We start from the raw sequence: 14703 nt of genomic DNA, 5'->3' as shown, positions 1-14703 counted from the left end.
GTCTGATAGCGAGTGACCGACGGTAACCCGAACCCTCCGCCCACGAGGTGTCTTCGCCATGAGCCCCTTCACCGAGCCCGACCTCACCCTGCTGCGGGACGCGCTGGGGCCGCTCCGCGACCGCGAGCGGCTCGCCGAACGGCTCCTGGAGTCCTCCCGCAAGCACTCCCACGACCCCGACGCCGAACTCGACTGGGACGCGCCCTTCGAGGACGGGAAGTGGTACTGGCCGCCGGAGCTGGTCTCGCTCTACGGGACCCCGCTGTGGCACCGGATGTCCGAGGAGCAGCGGATCGCGCTCTCCCGCCACGAGGCCGCCTCGCTCGCCTCGCTGGGCATCTGGTTCGAGATCATCCTGATGCAGCTGCTCGTCCGGCACATCTACGACAAGTCGCTGACCAGCCATCACGTGGGGTACGCGCTCACCGAGATCGCCGACGAGTGCCGCCACTCCATGATGTTCGCCCGGCTGATCCGCAAGAGCGGGACCGGCGAGTACCCGGTGCCGCGGGTCTACCACAACCTCGCCCGCGTCCTGAAGACCGTCTCCACCACGCCCGGTTCCTTCGCCGCCACCCTGCTCGGCGAGGAGATCCTCGACTGGATGCAGCGGCTGACCTTCCCGGACGAGCGGGTCCAGCCGCTGGTGCGCGGGGTCACCCGGATCCATGTGGTGGAGGAGGCCCGGCACGTGCGGTACGCCCGCGAGGAGCTGCGCCGCCAGATGGTGACGGCGCCGCGCTGGGAGCGGGAGTTCACCCGGCTCAGCTGCGGCGAGGCCGCCCGGGTCTTCTCCACCTGCTTCGTCAATCCGGCGGTGTACGACGCGGTGGGCCTGGACCGGCGGGAGGCGGTCGCCCAGGTGCGGGCGAGCGGGCACCGGCGGGAGGTCATGCAGTCCGGCGCCCGGCGCCTGACGGACTTCCTCGACGACATCGGGGTGCTGCGCGGCCCGGGCCGCCGGCTGTGGCGCTCGTCGGGGCTGCTGGCCTGAGGGACGCAGGCGGCGGGTTCCGGCCAGGGCCCCAGGGGCCGCCGAGGGGCGGGTTCCGGCCAGGGCGCCGGAGCGGACGGTACCGGGGTTACGCTGCGGGCATGACGAGCGCCGCCTCCCCCGCGTACCGCCGGCTCAGCGTCGAGGAGCGGCGCGGCCAGCTCCTGGAGGCCGCGCTCGGGCTCTTCGCGCACCGGGCCCCCGAGGACGTGTCGCTCGACGACGTCGCCGAGGCCGCCGGGGTCTCCCGGCCGCTGGTCTACCGCTACTTCCCCGGCGGCAAGCAGCAGCTGTACGAGGCCGCCCTGCGCTCCTCCGCCGACGCCCTGAACCGCTGCTTCGCCGAGCCGCCGGAGGGCCCGCCCACCGAGCGGCTCGGCCGGGTCCTCGACCGCTACCTGGCCTTCGTGGACGGCCACGACGCCGGCTTCAGCGCGCTGCTGCGCGGCGGGAGCGTCGTCGAGACCGCGCACACCGCGGCGATCGTGGACGAGGTGCGGCGGGCCGCGGCCGGGCAGATCTTCCTCCACCTGGGCGTGGAGCGGCCGGGCGGGCGGCTCGGGATGCTGGTCCGCACCTGGATCGCGGCCGTCGAGGCGGCCTCCCTCCTCTGGCTCGGCGACGGCAAGCGGCCGGACGCCGGCGCGCTGCGCGACTGGCTGGTCGACCACCTCGTCGCGCTCCTGGTGGCGAGCTCCGCGAGCGACCAGGAAACCGCGGCGGTCGTCCGGCGGCTGCTCGCCCAGGAGACCCCCGACGGCCCGGTCGCCGGTCTCGCCCGCCGTCTGGTGCCGCTCGCCGGCGAGGCGGCGCACCTGCTCTGACCGCCCGCGCCGGGGGCGGCCGGGAGAGACTGGTGGGGTGAGAAGCGAGAACACCCCCTTCCGCGGCGGCCCGCTCGACGGGCGGGTGCTGCCCATCCTGCTCGGCGCGACCGGCCACCCGCCGAAGTGGTACGAGGTGCCGGTGCCGGCCCACGACGGCCGGCCGCCCGTGCTGTACACGTACCGGCGCGAGCCCGCGGGCCACACCAAGCGGCTCGGCCTCCAGCGCGGCTGGGTCTACGAGTACGCCCCCGAGGGCCGCGAGCGGCGCGAGCTGAAGTGGCCGTGGTCCAAGCCGAGCCCCCGGCCCGACGAGCCCGACGGCCCCGGCAAGCCCGGTGCGCCCGGCGGAGAGCCGAACGGGTGAGCCGGGAGGGCGCGCCCCGCTTCGTACGGTAATCGGATGAATCGACGCGCCATGATGCCTCCGGAGCCCGCTCTGGAGGTGGTGGTGACGTGTCGCGAAGGCTGCTGCGCACGGTCTGTACGGGAGCGCTGGCCGCGCTGACGGCCCTGACCGGCACGGCGGCGGCCGTGCCCGTGCCGCCCGAGCCCGCGGCGGATCCGCCCGCCGAATCGGCGCCCGTCGCCTGGGCGGACCCGGCGGCGGAACCGGTCGGCCCGGTGGACCCCGACACCGTGCCGGAGCCCGTACCGGAGGCGGAAGCCGCTCCTGCCGCGGAGGCCGACGACGCCGCCGCGCTCGCGCCCCCCGGCGGGGACTCCGTGGCGACGCTGCTCACCCGGCTGCGCACCCTCTACCGGCAGACCGAGGAGGCCACGGAGCGGTTCAACGCCGCCGAGGAGGCGCTGCGGCTCCAGAACGCCGACACCCGGCGGGTCACCGCCGACCTGGAGACCGCCCGCACCGCGCTCGCCCGGGGCCGGGCCGAGGCGGGGCGGCTGGCCCGGGAGCAGTACCAGGGCCGGACCGGCTACGCGTCCCCGCTGCGGCTGCTCTTCGCCCCGGACCCCCAGTCGGCCCTCGACGCACGGCATCTGATGGACCGCACGGCCCGCGACCGGGCCTCCGCCGTGCCCCGGCTCCAGGCCGCCGAGCGCCGGGCCGCCGCACTGGCCACCGCCTCCCGCACCGCGCTCGGCCGGCAGAAGACGCTCGCCGCGCGGCAGCGGACCCGGCGGGACGAGGTGCGGCGGAAGCTCGCCGAGGTCGAGGGGCTGCTCGCCTCGCTCTCCGCCGAGCAGCTGGCGCGCCTGACCGAGCTGGAGCGGACCCAGACGGCCGGAGCCCAGCGCGAACTCCTCGACTCCGGCGTCCTCGACCCCGCCCTCACCCCGTCCCGGGCGGGCGCGGAGGCGCTGGCCTTCGCCGTCGGCGAGCTGGGCAAGCCGTACGAGTGGGGCGCCGAGGGCCCGGACAGCTACGACTGCTCGGGGCTGACGCAGCGGGCCTGGGCGGCGGCCGGCCGGGAGATCCCGCGCACCAGCCAGGAGCAGTGGGCGCGGCTGCCCCGGGTGGCGCTGGACGAGCTGCGCCCCGGGGACCTGGTGGTGTACTTCCCGGGCGCCACGCACGTGGCCCTCTACCTGGGCGAGGGCCTGGTCGTGCAGGCCCCGCGTCCGGGCGGGCGGGTGAAGGTCTCCCCCGTCGCGGCGAACCCGCTGCTCGGGGCCGTACGGCCGGATCCCGGCGGCACGGCCCTGGCCTCGTACACCCCGCCGGTCCTCCCGGAGGGTGCCCGGGAGGGCTCGGACGAGGGGTACGACACGGGGTCCGGCGGCGGAGGTCAGGCTCCGGCGACCGAGGCCAGGTAGGCGGACGCCTTCTCCGGGTCGAAGAAGAAGTGCTCGAAGTCGGCCGGGTCGTCGAAGCCGTTGGCGAAGCGGTCGGCGACCGGCTGGAGCTGTCCGGCCGCGCCGAGCAGGTTGAGGACGTGCTCCGGCGGCGGGGCCAGCATGGCGTTGGTCCACTTGGTGACCGGCTCGCCGGTCTTCCAGTAGCGGTCGAACGCGGACCGCATCCACTCCTCGTCGAAGGGCCGGTCGCCGTGCTCGACGATGGCGGCGAGGTACGCGGCGGCGCACTTGGACGCCGAGTTGGAGCCCTGGCCGGTGATCGGGTCGTTGGCGACGACGACGTCGGCGACGCCGAGGACCAGGCCGCCGCCGGGGAGCCGGCCGATCGGGTGGCGGACGGTCGGCGCGTACCGGCCGGCGAGGGTGCCGCCGGCGTCGGTCAGCTCGACCCGGGTGGCGCGCGCGTACTCCCAGGGCAGGAACTTCTCCATCAGCTCCAGCGTCAGCGCCAGGTGCTCGGCGGGGTCCTTGACGCCCTGGAAGGCGTCGACGGGTCCGCCGGGGATGCCCTCCCAGAAGAGGATGTCGGCCCGGCCGCCGAGGGTGAGGGTCGGCATCACGAAGAGCTCGCCGACGCCCGGCACGATGTTGCAGCGGACCGCGTCGAAGTCGGGGTGCTCGGGGCGGGGGCCGAGGCCGTGCACGTACGCGACGGCGAGCGCGCGCTGCGGCTCGGCGTACGGGGAGCGGTCGGCGTCGCGGCCGAACATGGAGACCAGCTCGCCCTTGCCGGCGGCGACGAGCACCAGGTCGTAGCGGCGGGCGAAGAAGTCGAGGTCGCCGACGGCCGCGCCGTGGATGACGAGCTGTCCGCCGCGCTGGGCGAAGGTCTCCATCCAGCCGGCCATCTTCACGCGCTGGTCGACGGACTGGGCGTAGCCGTCGAGCTTGCCGACCCAGTCGATGAGACGGGCGGACTCGGGGCCGGCGACGGAGACGCCGAGGCCCTCGATCCTCGGGGCCTGGGACTCCCAGAAGTTCAGGCCGAGGTCGCGCTCGTGCCCGAGCGCGGTGTCGAACATGCACTGGGTGGACATGACGCGGCCGGAGCGGATCTCGTCCGCGGTCCGGTTCGACATCAGGGTGACCTCGTACCCGTGGGACTGGAGGCCGAGGGCGAGCTGGAGACCGGACTGTCCGGCGCCGACTATGAGTATCTTCCGCATGGGTGGAGCTCCTGGCGAGAACGGGGAGGTGGGGGCGGCTACTCGGGCGTCGCGGAGAGCGCGTGCTCGACCATGGCGAGCAGGGTCTCGACGACGCTGTAGCGCTTGCGCGCGTCCATGATCACCACGGGGACCTCGGGGGTGATCGTCAGGGCGTCCCTGACGTCCTCCGGCTCGAACCTCTCGGTGCCCTCGAAGTGGTTGACGGCGACGACGTACGGCAGGCCGCAGCTCTCGAAGTAGTCGAGCGCGGGGAAGCAGTCGGTGAGCCGGCGGGTGTCGGCGAGCACGATCGCCCCGATCGCGCCGCGCACGAGGTCGTCCCACATGAACCAGAAGCGCTGCTGGCCCGGGGTGCCGAAGACGTACAGCACCAGGTCGTTGTCGAGCGTGATCCGGCCGAAGTCCATCGCCACGGTGGTGGTGAGCTTGTCCGGGGTGGCGGTGAGGTCGTCGGTCTCCTCGCTGGCCCGGGTCATCAGCGCCTCGGTCTGGAGCGGGGTGATCTCCGAGACCGCGCGGACGAAGGTGGTCTTGCCGACGCCGAAGCCGCCCGCGACCACGATCTTCGTCGCGATCGGGGCGCGGGTGTGGTCGAGCTGCCAGTCCTGGGCGCCGTCCTCGGGGTCGGGTTCCCCGGTGGCGGGCCCGGGCTGGGCGGGGATGGCGGCGGTGGGGACGGTCTCCGCCGGGGAGGCGGCGGGGGTGTCGACGGCGGTGTCGACGGCGGTGGCGTCAGAGACGACGGAGTCCACTCAGCACCCTTTCGAGGAGCGCGCGGTCGGGCTGGCCGGTGCCGTGACCGGTCCCGTACACACGGATCTTTCCCTGGTCGGCCAGGTCGCTGAGCAGCACCCGGACGACACCCAACGGCATCTTGAGGAGGGCCGAGATCTCCGCCACCGTCCGCATCCGGCGGCAGATTTCGACGATGGCCCGCATCTCGGGCATCAGCCCGCGGGGGCCGGGGCCGCCGTCCGTGAGGACCTTGCGGGCGATCGGCGCTTCCAGGGCGGCGACGAAGGTCTCGACGAGCAGCACGTGCCCGAACCGGGTGCGGCCGCCGGTCAGCGAGTACGGGCGCACGCGCGCGGGGCGCCGCCCCTCGCCGCGGACGGGCAGCCGGTGGGCGGCGGCGGTCAGCGAGGTCACTGGAAGCTCTCCATGGACTTGCGCAGTTCGCTGCGGACTTCGGGGGTGAGGACGTGTCCGGCCCGGCCCACGAAGAGCGCCATGTGGTAGGCGACGACGCTCATGTCGCAGTCGGGGGTGGCGTGCACGCCGAGCAGCGAGCCGTCGCTGATCGACATGACGAAGAGGCTGCCGTCCTCCATGGCGACCATCGTCTGCTTCACCCCGCCGCCGTCCATGAGCCGCGCGGCGCCGACGGTGAGGCTGCCGATGCCGGAGACGATGGTGGCCAGGTCGGCGCTGGAGCCGCGCGGGCCCCGGGGGCGGGCGGCCGCGTCGGCGGCCGGGTCCGGGCGCTCGTCGGGGTCGGAGGAGAGCAGCAGGAGCCCGTCGGAGGAGACGACGGCGACCGAGCGGACGCCGGGCACCTCCTCCACGAGGTTGCCCAGCAGCCATTGCAGGTTGCGGGCCTCCGTGCTCGGTCCGTACGTGCCGGTGGTGCTCGTGGTGCTCGTTCCCGTGGCGGTCAACTGCGTGCCTCCTCGACTGTGTCCCCCGTCATCTCCTCTGTGCGCGCGGTGCTTCCTGCTGCTATCTCCGCCTCGACGTCGCGGCGTCCGGCCACGGCGCCGCGGTGGAAGCCGCCCAGACGGCGGCGGAGCGCCTCGGCGTCCACCGAGCCCTGGCGGGGGGCGGTGGGCGCGGAGGGGGCGCGGACCACCTGCGGGGTCCGCTTGGGCAGGCCCTTGTCGGTCACGCGCTCCCACTGCGCGGGCCGCGGTCCGGGCACCTGCGGGTCGTCGACGGGCCCGGCCTGCTCCGGTACGGGCGTGACCGGCGGCTCGGCGGCCCGCTCGTGGCGGTCCGGCTCGGGCGGCGGGTCGGGCAGCCGCACCTGGAGTGTCGTCTCGGAGACGGACTCGACGGGCTGCCGCTCGGCGGTCCCGACGGGCTCGTACGGCTCCGGGGCGGGCGCCTCGGGCTGGTAGGCCGGGGCCTCGGGCGCGTAGGCCGTGGTCTCGGCCTCGTACGCCGGCTCCGGGGCGGGCTCGTACGCCGGCTCCGGCTCGGGCTCGGGCTCGTACGCCGGCTCGGGCTCGGGCTCGGGCTCCGGGGCGGGCTGCTCGGACTCGGCCTCGCGGAAGGCGCGTTCCGCCGCTTCCACGAGCGGGTCGCGGCTGCGGGACGGGAGGGCGTTCGAGTTGGCCTCGGCCTCCGAGCCGGGGAGGTTGAGCACGGGTACGGTGCCGGTGCCGGCGATCCGTACCGGCTCGGGGACGGCGGCCGGCGGCGCGGTCGGCAGCAGCGGCAGCGGCAGCACCACGACGGCGGCGGTGCCGCCCGGCTTCTGCTCGCGCAGCTCGACGCCGACGCCGTGGCGGGCGGCGAGCAGGGCGACGACCCGCATGCCGAGCCCCTCGCCCTCGAACGCCTCCGGGTCGGCGGCGGCGAGGCGGGCGTTGAGGTCGGCGCGCCGGTGCTCGGGGATCCCTATGCCGGAGTCCTGCACGGAGAGCATGACCTCGCCGGTCTCCAGGAGCCAGCCGGAGAGCTGGACCTCGGCGTCCGGCGGGGAGAACGCCGTGGCGTTCTCCAGGAGTTCGGCGACGAGGTGGCTGAGGTCGTCGGCGGCGAAGCCGGCGAGCTGCGCGTGCGGCGGCAGCGACTGGATGGTGACCCGCTCGTACCGCTCGATCTCGCTGACGGCGGCGCGCAGCACGTCGACCAGCGGGACGGGGCCGGTGTGGCCGTGGACGTGCTCGTGTCCGGCGAGGACCAGCAGGTTCTCGCTGTGGCGGCGCATGACCGTCGCCATGTGGTCGAGCTTGAAGAGGGTGGCGAGCCGGTCCGGGTCCTGCTCGCGCTCCTCCAGCTTCTCGATGACGCCGAGCTGCCGGTCGACGAGGCCGAGGCTGCGCAGCGAGAGGTTGACGAAGGTGTGCTGGACGGTGCCCCGGAGCCGTTCGAGGTCGGCGGTGAGCACGGCGATCCGGCCCTGGAGCTCGGCGCGCTGGGCGGCGAGTTCGGCCTGGGCCGCCTCCTGGGCGGCGACCAGTCCGGCCCGCTCGTCGGTGAGCCGGCCGGTGCGGGCGGCGAGGGCGGCGAGCTGTCCGTGGAGGGTGTTGAGGGAGCGGACGACCTGGGCGAACTCGTCGTTGCGGCCGGTGAAGCGGACGGCTTCCTCGGCGGCCGGGTCCGGTGCGCCGGCGAGCCGGGCGGCGCCGAGGCGGAGCACGGCGAGCGGCCGGGTGAGGCTGCGGGCGACGTAGGTGGAGACGCCGACGGCGAGCAGCAGGCAGCCGCCGAGGAAGGCGAGGCGCAGTTCGAGGGCGGTGACGTCGTCGTCGCGCAGGGCGGTGAGCCGTTCGACCCGCTTGGCGGCGAGGGCGGACTCGACGCCGCGCATCTGCTCGACGCGGGCGGAGAGCGCCGCGTCGAGGCCGGACGGGGAGGTGCGGGTCTCGGCCTCGGAGAGGGTGGGCTGGTCGGTGAGCCGGCCGAGGGCCTGTTCGGCGGTCTTGACCTCGGGTCCGGCGACGGTCGCGGCGAGGGAGTCGCGGGCGGCGGGTCCGGCGGACCGGTCGAAGTCGCCGAGGGCGGCGAGTTCGCGGACGCGGGCCTGCTGGGCGGCGGCGCTCAGCTGGTCGCGGGCGCGCTCGGCCTCCTCCTTGCCCTCCGGCTCGTCGGCGACGTAGGTGCCGGTGGTGGCGTCGTAGTGGAGGTCGCCGCTGGGCTCGGGCTGCGGGACGGCGAGCGCGGCGAGGAGGAGGCCGCGGGTGGCGGACGCCTGCTCGACGGCGCGGCCGAGGTCGGCGGGGGCGCGGCCGGTGCCGGTGACGCCGGGGTCGGTGGCGCGCGGCGGGGTCCGCTCGGCGAGCTCCTCGGCGAGGTCCTGGAGCTTGGCGATGACGTCGCTGTACGCCTTGTGGGCCTCCAGGGCGGTGCCCTTGCCGGTGACGGCGGCGCGGCGGACGGAGGCGATGCCGGCCAGTTCGCGGCGGAGCGCGTCCGGGGCGGCGGACCGGATCTCGTCGATCTGGCGGTCGACCCGGGTGGACTTGGCGGGGGTGAGGGTCCGCCGGTCCTTCTTCGGGCCGGTCTGCTCGTCGCGGCCGGCGGCGACGAAGGCGACGACCTCGTCGCGCTCGTCGGCGAGGGAGTGGGCGAGGGTGACGGCCTGCCGGTCGAGTTCGGCGAGGGTCACCAGGCGCCGGGACTCGTTCAGTTCGGTGGAGGCGGTGAGGACGGCGGGGGCGCCGGCGCCGAGGACGATGACGCCGACGAGGGCGACACCGGCGACGAGACGGTTGCGGACGCGCTTGGTGCGGCCGCCGGGGGTCGGCGCGGGCGCGCCGGGAGCGGGCGCGGCGGTGCCGGCCGGGGCTCCGGTTCCGGCGGACGGCGTGCTTCCCGTGTTCGACGGGGTGCCGGGGGCCGGCGGCTCACCGGGGGTCTGGCTCCGCGCGCCGTTCATGCTCCGAGGCCGCTTCTTCTGCACCGGTGCTCGCATTCTTGACTCGTCCGCCACACAGCAGAGGTGACGGCCGGTCACGAGGTTCCGCCCCCACCCCTGGTACGGCTTCCGACCATTCCAGCGCTTCTCGGCAGGGGACGGGCATCGGCCGCTCCGCCACCCGAACGAGTGAACAACACTCCTGAGTTGGCGAACAACTTCCGGTGGCCGCCGCCAGGGGCGTGTGCGGGGCCCCGGCTGGATCTTCGGGGCGGGCTTTGGCAGGATGCCCGCCCGCAGCTCGCCGGAGCTGACGGTTCCGCCGTCCGGACGGGCCACCGCTGGTTGGTACAGGCCATTTTCGGCCCTTTGCAGGTGTTGTGAAGAGCGCGCGCGAGCCGGGCACACTGGACATCATGCGCAGCGAAGTCGCCACCCTCCCCGGCAGCCCCGAACGCCCCAACGAGGACTGGGCCGCCGCAGCTCTGCCCGCCTCGGGCGACGGGGGGACGCTGGTCCTCCTGGACGGGGTGACCCCTCCCCGGGGTGATGACGGTTGTGTGCACACGGTGCCGTGGTTCACCGCGCGGCTCGGCGGCGCTTTGACCGAACTGTCCGCTTCCCGTGCCGATCTGACGCTGTCCGAGATCCTGTCCCTGGCAATCCGGCGCACCGCGGAGCTCCACGCGGACACCTGTGACCTTTCTCACGCCCGTACGCCTCAGGCGACCGTGGTCCTCGCGCGGTGGGACGCGGAGGCGGTGGACCACCTCGTCCTCTCCGACTCGGTGCTGCTGCTCCAGGCGCCGGACGGCTCGGTCCGGGCGGTGCGGGACGACCGGCTGGACCGGATCCCGCGCGAGGTGCTGCGCTCGCACGAGGCGACGGACCGGCTGCGGAACCGGGAGGACGGTTTCTTCACGGCGGCCGCGGACCCCTCGGTGGCGGAGCGGGCGGTGACCGGTACGACCCCGCTGGCGGAGGTGCGGGCGCTGGCGGCGCTCACGGACGGGGCGAGCCGCTGGGTGGAGCTGTTCGGCGCGGGCGACTGGACGGAGTGCGCCCGGGTCCTGGCGAAGGAGGGCCCGGCGGGGCTGCTCCAGCGGGTGCGGGCGCTGGAGACGGCGGACGCGGCGGCGGGCGGCGTCCACCGGTGGAAGACCCACGACGACGCGACGGGCGTGTACGTGGCGTTCTGACCCCGGCCGGGGCGCCCCGCCGGTTCAGCCCTCCGAGCGCTGGTTGAAGTGGTGGAGCAGCCGGGCCAGTTCGGCGACCTCGGCGCGGTCCCAGTCGGCGAGCTTGCGGACGTACCGCTCTCGGCGGGCGTCGCGGACGTGCCGGAAGCGGTCGCGGCCCTCGTCGGTGAGCCGGACCAGGGAGGCGCGGCCGTCGGCGGGGTCGGGGTCGCGGGCGACCAGGCCGAGCTGTTCGAGGGCGCGCAACTGGCGGCTCATGGTGGCCTTGCCGACGCCGAAGTAGGCGGAGAGTTCGGTGGCGCGCTGGGGTCCGGCGTCGTCGAGCCGGACGAAGAGGCCGTACGCGGAGGACTCCAGCTCCGGGTGGACCTCGCGGGCCATCTCGCCGGACTGGGCGCGGGCGCGGCGCAGGAACACGGCGAGCTCCCGCTCCAGCGCGAGGAACTCCCGCTCGGCGGGGGCGCGCTCGGACGAGAGGCCACCGAGGGAACCGCCGCCGGCGGCCCCGGCGGTACCGGCTCCGGCGGTTCCGGCCGCCCCGGCTCCGGCGATTCCGGCCGCCCCGGCGCCGGGGTCGCCGGGGGTTTCCCCGGGGGTGACGCCGTCTTCACCGGCCGTACCGCCTGCGCGCACGCCGCACCTCCCACGCGTGTTTCGTCGGCTGAAAGTTTCCCGCTCCGGCGGGCATCGCCGCAGCTCCTTCAGTATTTCGCAGGAGTAGACCAACGGCGGAACCCAGGCCCTCTTCCACCCCGGCTGTCTACGTGCGTAGAGTCGCCGTCGAGCACGTGACTGACATGTCCACACCACCCCCATCGCCCCCTCGGGAGTCACGCCATGCGTGTGCGCAGATCCGTCTCCACCACCCTGCTCGCCGGCCTCGCGGCCACCGCCCTCGTCCTGCCCCTCGCCGGCCAGGCCGGCGCCGTCGACCCGGGCGCCCGCGCCTCGGTCCCCGCGCGCGGCACCGCCCACATGGGCATGGGCGTCCTCAAGCACGACGGCCGGGGCGTCACCGACTCCGGCGGCGTCTCCACCCTCGCCACCTGGACGGAGGGCGTCGACGTCTCCAGCCACCAGGGCAACGTCGCCTGGTCCACGCTCTGGAACAGCGGCGTGAAGTGGGCCTACGTCAAGGCCACGGAGGGCACGTACTACAAGAACACCTACTTCACGCAGCAGTACAACGGCTCGTACAACGTCGGCATGATCCGGGGCACGTACCACTTCGCCACCCCGGACACGACGACCGGCACCGCCCAGGCCGACTACTTCGTCAACAACGGCGGCGGCTGGTCCAAGGACGGCAAGACCCTCCCCGGCGTCCTCGACATCGAGTGGAACCCGTACGGCGCCACCTGCTACGGCAAGACCCAGTCCGGGATGGTCACCTGGATCCGCGACTTCCTCAACCGGTACAAGGCCCGCACCGGCCGCGACGCCGTCATCTACACGGCGACCAGCTGGTGGAAGCAGTGCACCGGCAACTACTCCGGCTTCGCCTCGACCAACCCGCTGTGGATCGCGCGGTACGCCTCCGAGGTCGGCGAACTCCCGGCCGGCTGGCCGTACTACACGATGTGGCAGTACACCTCGTCCGGCCCGACGGTCGGCGACCACAACCACTTCAACGGCGACCTCTCGCGGGTCCAGGCGCTCGCGAACGGCTGACGCGCGCACAGCGCGCGCGAAGAACACGACACACGGCGGTTCCGGGGAAGCGGCGGCTCCCCCGGGGCCGCCGTTCCGCGTGCTCAGGGGCTTTTTCCGCCCACCCCCTTGCCCATTGGTATGGACCAATGCGAGTCTCTACCCCGGTCGCCCGGGTTTCAACTTCCGTGCGCCCCGCGCGCGTTGCTCGTTCCGTACTCCCCCACGCACGAGAGAGAGCCCTCGCATGCCGTCCACCCGCCGCACCGCCGCCGGCGTCGCCGCCCTGTCCGCCGCCGCCGCGCTCGTCGGTCTCACCCCCACCACCGCCGCCGCCCACGGAGCCGTCTTCAACCCCGTGAGCCGGGTCGCCGCCTGCTACGCCGAGGGCCCCGAGAGCCCCGACTCGCAGGTCTGCAAGGACCTCGTCGCCGACTCCGGCACCCAGCCGCTCTACGACTGGAACGAGGTCAACATCGCCAACGCCGACGGCAACCACCGGGCCCTCATCCCCGACGGCAAGCTCTGCTCGGCCAACCGCGAGAAGTACCGGGCCCTCGACTGGGCGCGCACCGACTGGCCCGCCACCGCCGTCAGCGCCGGCGCCTTCGGCTTCAAGATCCGCGCCACGGCCGCCCACTCCGGCACGATGACCATGTACGTCACCAAGGCGGGCTTCGACCCGACGCAGCCGCTCAAGTGGTCCGACCTCGACGCCACCCCGGTCGCCGTGTACAACACCACCCGCACCGCCACCGACGGCTACTACTCCTTCACCGGCGCCCTGCCGGCCCGCACCGGCCGCCACGTCGTCTACATGGTCTGGCAGCGCAACGACAGCCCCGAGGCGTTCTACAGCTGCTCGGACGTCACCTTCGGCACGGCCGCCGCCACCACCACCGCGCTGAAGGCCGAGGCGCCCACCGAGGCCGAACTGGCCGCCGGCGCCGAGCTGTCCACGGTGAGCCACGCGGGCCACGGCGGCGACGAGCAGCCGCCGGCGCTCTCCGCCGAGGCCACCGCCGCCCCCGGCTCCCCCCTGCCGCTCGCCCTGGCCGGCGCGGGCGCGCTCGCCGTCTTCGGCGCGGGCAGCCTGCTCCTGGGCCGCCGCCGCGGCTCCTCCGCCTCCTAGGCGGACTCCCCCGCCTGGCCCCCCGGAGTCCACCTCCGGGGGGCGTTTTCGCGCCATCTGTGCGAGGACGGGTGGAAGACGGGACGTTCGTGGACACCCTTGGAGAAAGCACGTTCGAACGCCCGTCAGCGCACCACCGTCCGCCCGTGAAGGAGAGCGCTCCATGCGGAACCAGCAGCGGTGGATCTACCACCGCGGGGAAGGGCTGCGCACGTTCGGGGTGGAGGAGGAGCTCCTCCTGGTCGATCCCGAGACCGGGCTCCCGCAGCCCGTCGCCGGCACCGTCACCGAGATCGCCGCCTGGCACGCCGACGCCGGGCCGCGCACCGAGGGCCTGGAACCGGCGAAGCCCGAGTTGTACGCCGAGCAGCTGGAGATCGGCACCGCCCCCTGCACCACCACCCCCCAGCTCGCCGACCAGCTGCGGCGGGCCAGGCTCGCCGCCGCCGCGGCGGCCAAGGAGGCCGGGGTGGCGGTCGCGGCCCTCGCGACCCCGCCCGTGGACTTCGGCCCCCTGCTCACCCCGGACGACCGCTACCGGCGGATCCACGACCGGTACGCCCACCTCGTCGACGAGGAGTACGCCTGCGCCTGCCACGTCCACGTCCACCTCGGCTCGCCCGAGGAGGGGGTGGCGGTGCTCGACCGGATCCGCCCGTGGCTCGCCCCGCTCCTCGCGCTCAGCGCCAACTCCCCCTACTTCCAGGGCGTCGACACCGGCTACGCGAGCTGGCGCCACCAGCTCTGGCAGCGCTGGCCGATGTCCGGCCCGAGCGAGCTGTACGGGGACGTGGAGGCGTACGAGCGGACCACCCGCGAGATGCTCGCCAGCGACGTGCTGGTCGACGACCACATGGTCTACTTCGACGCCCGGCTCTCCCGCCGCTACCCGACGGTGGAGATCCGGGTCGGCGACGTCTGCCTGGACGTGGAGGACACCGTCCTGCTCGCGGTGCTGAGCCGCGCGCTGGTGGAGACCGCGGCCCGCGACTGGCGACGGGGGCGGCTGCCCGACCCGGTGTCGACGGTGGTGCTGCGGCTCGCCGCCTGGCGGGCCAGCCGGTACGGGCTCGGCGGCGAGCTGCTCGACCCGCGGAGCTGGCGGCCGGCCCCGGCCGGCGAGGTGCTGCACACCCTGCTCGACCACGTCCGCCCCGCCCTGGAGGACGCGGGCGACCGGGAGCGCGCCGAGGCGGGCGTGGAGCGGCTGCTCGCCCGGGGCACCGGGGCGGACCTCCAGCGGGCCTCCCACGCCGGCGACCCCTCGCTGGCCTCGGTGATCGTCGAGGCCGTGCGGCGTACGACCCCGGCCTGAGCACGGGCGAGGCCCCCGGT

The 14703-nt window shown here is 74.7% G+C and carries 14 protein-coding genes; 8 read left to right on the top strand and 6 right to left on the bottom strand.

Features of this window, described 5'->3' with window-relative positions; all coding sequences use genetic code 11:
* Positions 1-58 precede the first annotated feature (58 nt).
* From ACFW1I_RS12075 to ACFW1I_RS12060, 4 genes are all read left to right on the top strand, one after another.
* Positions 59-994: a diiron oxygenase gene (locus ACFW1I_RS12075; RefSeq protein ID WP_384669061.1), complete on the top strand. Its 936-nt coding sequence runs from the start codon at positions 59-61 to the stop codon at positions 992-994.
* 101 nt (positions 995-1095) lie between these two features.
* Complete coding sequence (locus ACFW1I_RS12070; protein WP_384669059.1) at positions 1096-1818, top strand: TetR/AcrR family transcriptional regulator; 723 nt, start codon at positions 1096-1098, stop codon at positions 1816-1818.
* 37 nt (positions 1819-1855) lie between these two features.
* Complete coding sequence (locus tag ACFW1I_RS12065) at positions 1856-2185, top strand: hypothetical protein (RefSeq protein ID WP_384669058.1); 330 nt, start codon at positions 1856-1858, stop codon at positions 2183-2185.
* 89 nt (positions 2186-2274) lie between these two features.
* Positions 2275-3594, top strand: a complete 1320-nt coding sequence (locus ACFW1I_RS12060) for an NlpC/P60 family protein (RefSeq protein WP_384669056.1) — start codon at positions 2275-2277, stop codon at positions 3592-3594.
* On the opposite strand, the gene ACFW1I_RS12055 is transcribed toward ACFW1I_RS12060, so the two are convergent.
* From ACFW1I_RS12055 to ACFW1I_RS12035, 5 genes are all read right to left on the bottom strand, one after another.
* Positions 3567-4802 (bottom strand): styrene monooxygenase/indole monooxygenase family protein, encoded by a 1236-nt coding sequence (locus tag ACFW1I_RS12055; RefSeq protein ID WP_384669055.1) that lies wholly within the window; start codon positions 4800-4802, stop codon positions 3567-3569. The two genes, ACFW1I_RS12060 and ACFW1I_RS12055, sit on opposite strands and share 28 nt — an antisense overlap.
* Positions 4803-4840: 38 nt before the next feature.
* Entirely contained in the window at positions 4841-5467 is a 627-nt protein-coding gene (locus tag ACFW1I_RS12050) for an ATP/GTP-binding protein (protein WP_384669106.1), read from the bottom strand.
* A 70-nt stretch (positions 5468-5537) separates the two neighbouring features.
* Entirely contained in the window at positions 5538-5945 is a 408-nt protein-coding gene (locus ACFW1I_RS12045; protein WP_384669104.1) for a DUF742 domain-containing protein, read from the bottom strand.
* Between the two features lie 5 nt (positions 5946-5950).
* Complete coding sequence (locus ACFW1I_RS12040; RefSeq protein ID WP_384669054.1) at positions 5951-6463, bottom strand: roadblock/LC7 domain-containing protein; 513 nt, start codon at positions 6461-6463, stop codon at positions 5951-5953.
* Positions 6460-9444: a nitrate- and nitrite sensing domain-containing protein gene (locus tag ACFW1I_RS12035; RefSeq protein WP_384669053.1), complete on the bottom strand. Its 2985-nt coding sequence runs from the start codon at positions 9442-9444 to the stop codon at positions 6460-6462. Before ACFW1I_RS12035 ends, ACFW1I_RS12040 begins: the two co-directional genes overlap by 4 nt.
* Before the next feature lie 359 nt (positions 9445-9803).
* On the opposite strand from ACFW1I_RS12035, the gene ACFW1I_RS12030 reads away from it, so the two are divergent.
* Positions 9804-10586 carry a hypothetical protein gene (locus ACFW1I_RS12030; RefSeq protein WP_384669051.1) on the top strand — a complete coding sequence of 261 codons (783 nt, stop codon included), beginning with the start codon at positions 9804-9806 and terminating at the stop codon, positions 10584-10586.
* Positions 10587-10610: 24 nt separating this feature from the next.
* On the opposite strand, the gene ACFW1I_RS12025 is transcribed toward ACFW1I_RS12030, so the two are convergent.
* A complete protein-coding gene (locus tag ACFW1I_RS12025; protein WP_384669103.1) occupies positions 10611-11138 on the bottom strand; it encodes a MarR family winged helix-turn-helix transcriptional regulator in 528 nt (175 codons plus the stop codon).
* A gap of 285 nt (positions 11139-11423) precedes the next feature.
* Between ACFW1I_RS12025 and ACFW1I_RS12020 the strand changes: the two genes are divergently transcribed.
* The 3 genes from ACFW1I_RS12020 (at position 11424) to ACFW1I_RS12010 (ending at position 14683) form a co-directional block, all read left to right on the top strand.
* Positions 11424-12257: a lysozyme gene (locus ACFW1I_RS12020; RefSeq protein ID WP_384669050.1), complete on the top strand. Its 834-nt coding sequence runs from the start codon at positions 11424-11426 to the stop codon at positions 12255-12257.
* A 226-nt stretch (positions 12258-12483) separates the two neighbouring features.
* A complete protein-coding gene (locus ACFW1I_RS12015) occupies positions 12484-13368 on the top strand; it encodes a lytic polysaccharide monooxygenase (protein WP_384669048.1) in 885 nt (294 codons plus the stop codon).
* A 163-nt stretch (positions 13369-13531) separates the two neighbouring features.
* The gene (locus ACFW1I_RS12010; protein ID WP_384669046.1) at positions 13532-14683 is read left to right on the top strand and encodes a glutamate--cysteine ligase; all 1152 of its coding nucleotides are present in this window, start codon (positions 13532-13534) and stop codon (positions 14681-14683) included.
* The last annotated feature ends 20 nt before the right edge of the window (positions 14684-14703 follow it).

This window comes from Streptomyces sp. NPDC058955 (genome assembly GCF_042741435.1).
GTDB lineage: Bacteria > Actinomycetota > Actinomycetes > Streptomycetales > Streptomycetaceae > Streptomyces.
Note: the sequence above shows the minus strand (reverse complement) of the source record. Positions and strands in the feature narration are given on the sequence as shown.

Excerpts from the sequence above, each read along its gene's own strand:
- ACFW1I_RS12075 (WP_384669061.1), top strand. The coding sequence starts at position 59 with ATGAGCCCCTTCACCGAGCCCGACCTCACCCTGCTGCGGGACGCGCTG.
- ACFW1I_RS12070 (WP_384669059.1), top strand. The coding sequence starts at position 1,096 with ATGACGAGCGCCGCCTCCCCCGCGTACCGCCGGCTCAGCGTCGAGGAG.
- ACFW1I_RS12055 (WP_384669055.1), bottom strand. The coding sequence starts at position 4,802 with ATGCGGAAGATACTCATAGTCGGCGCCGGACAGTCCGGTCTCCAGCTC.
- ACFW1I_RS12035 (WP_384669053.1), bottom strand. The coding sequence starts at position 9,444 with ATGCGAGCACCGGTGCAGAAGAAGCGGCCTCGGAGCATGAACGGCGCG.
- ACFW1I_RS12030 (WP_384669051.1), top strand. The coding sequence starts at position 9,804 with ATGCGCAGCGAAGTCGCCACCCTCCCCGGCAGCCCCGAACGCCCCAAC.
- ACFW1I_RS12020 (WP_384669050.1), top strand. The coding sequence starts at position 11,424 with ATGCGTGTGCGCAGATCCGTCTCCACCACCCTGCTCGCCGGCCTCGCG.
- ACFW1I_RS12015 (WP_384669048.1), top strand. The coding sequence starts at position 12,484 with ATGCCGTCCACCCGCCGCACCGCCGCCGGCGTCGCCGCCCTGTCCGCC.
- ACFW1I_RS12010 (WP_384669046.1), top strand. The coding sequence starts at position 13,532 with ATGCGGAACCAGCAGCGGTGGATCTACCACCGCGGGGAAGGGCTGCGC.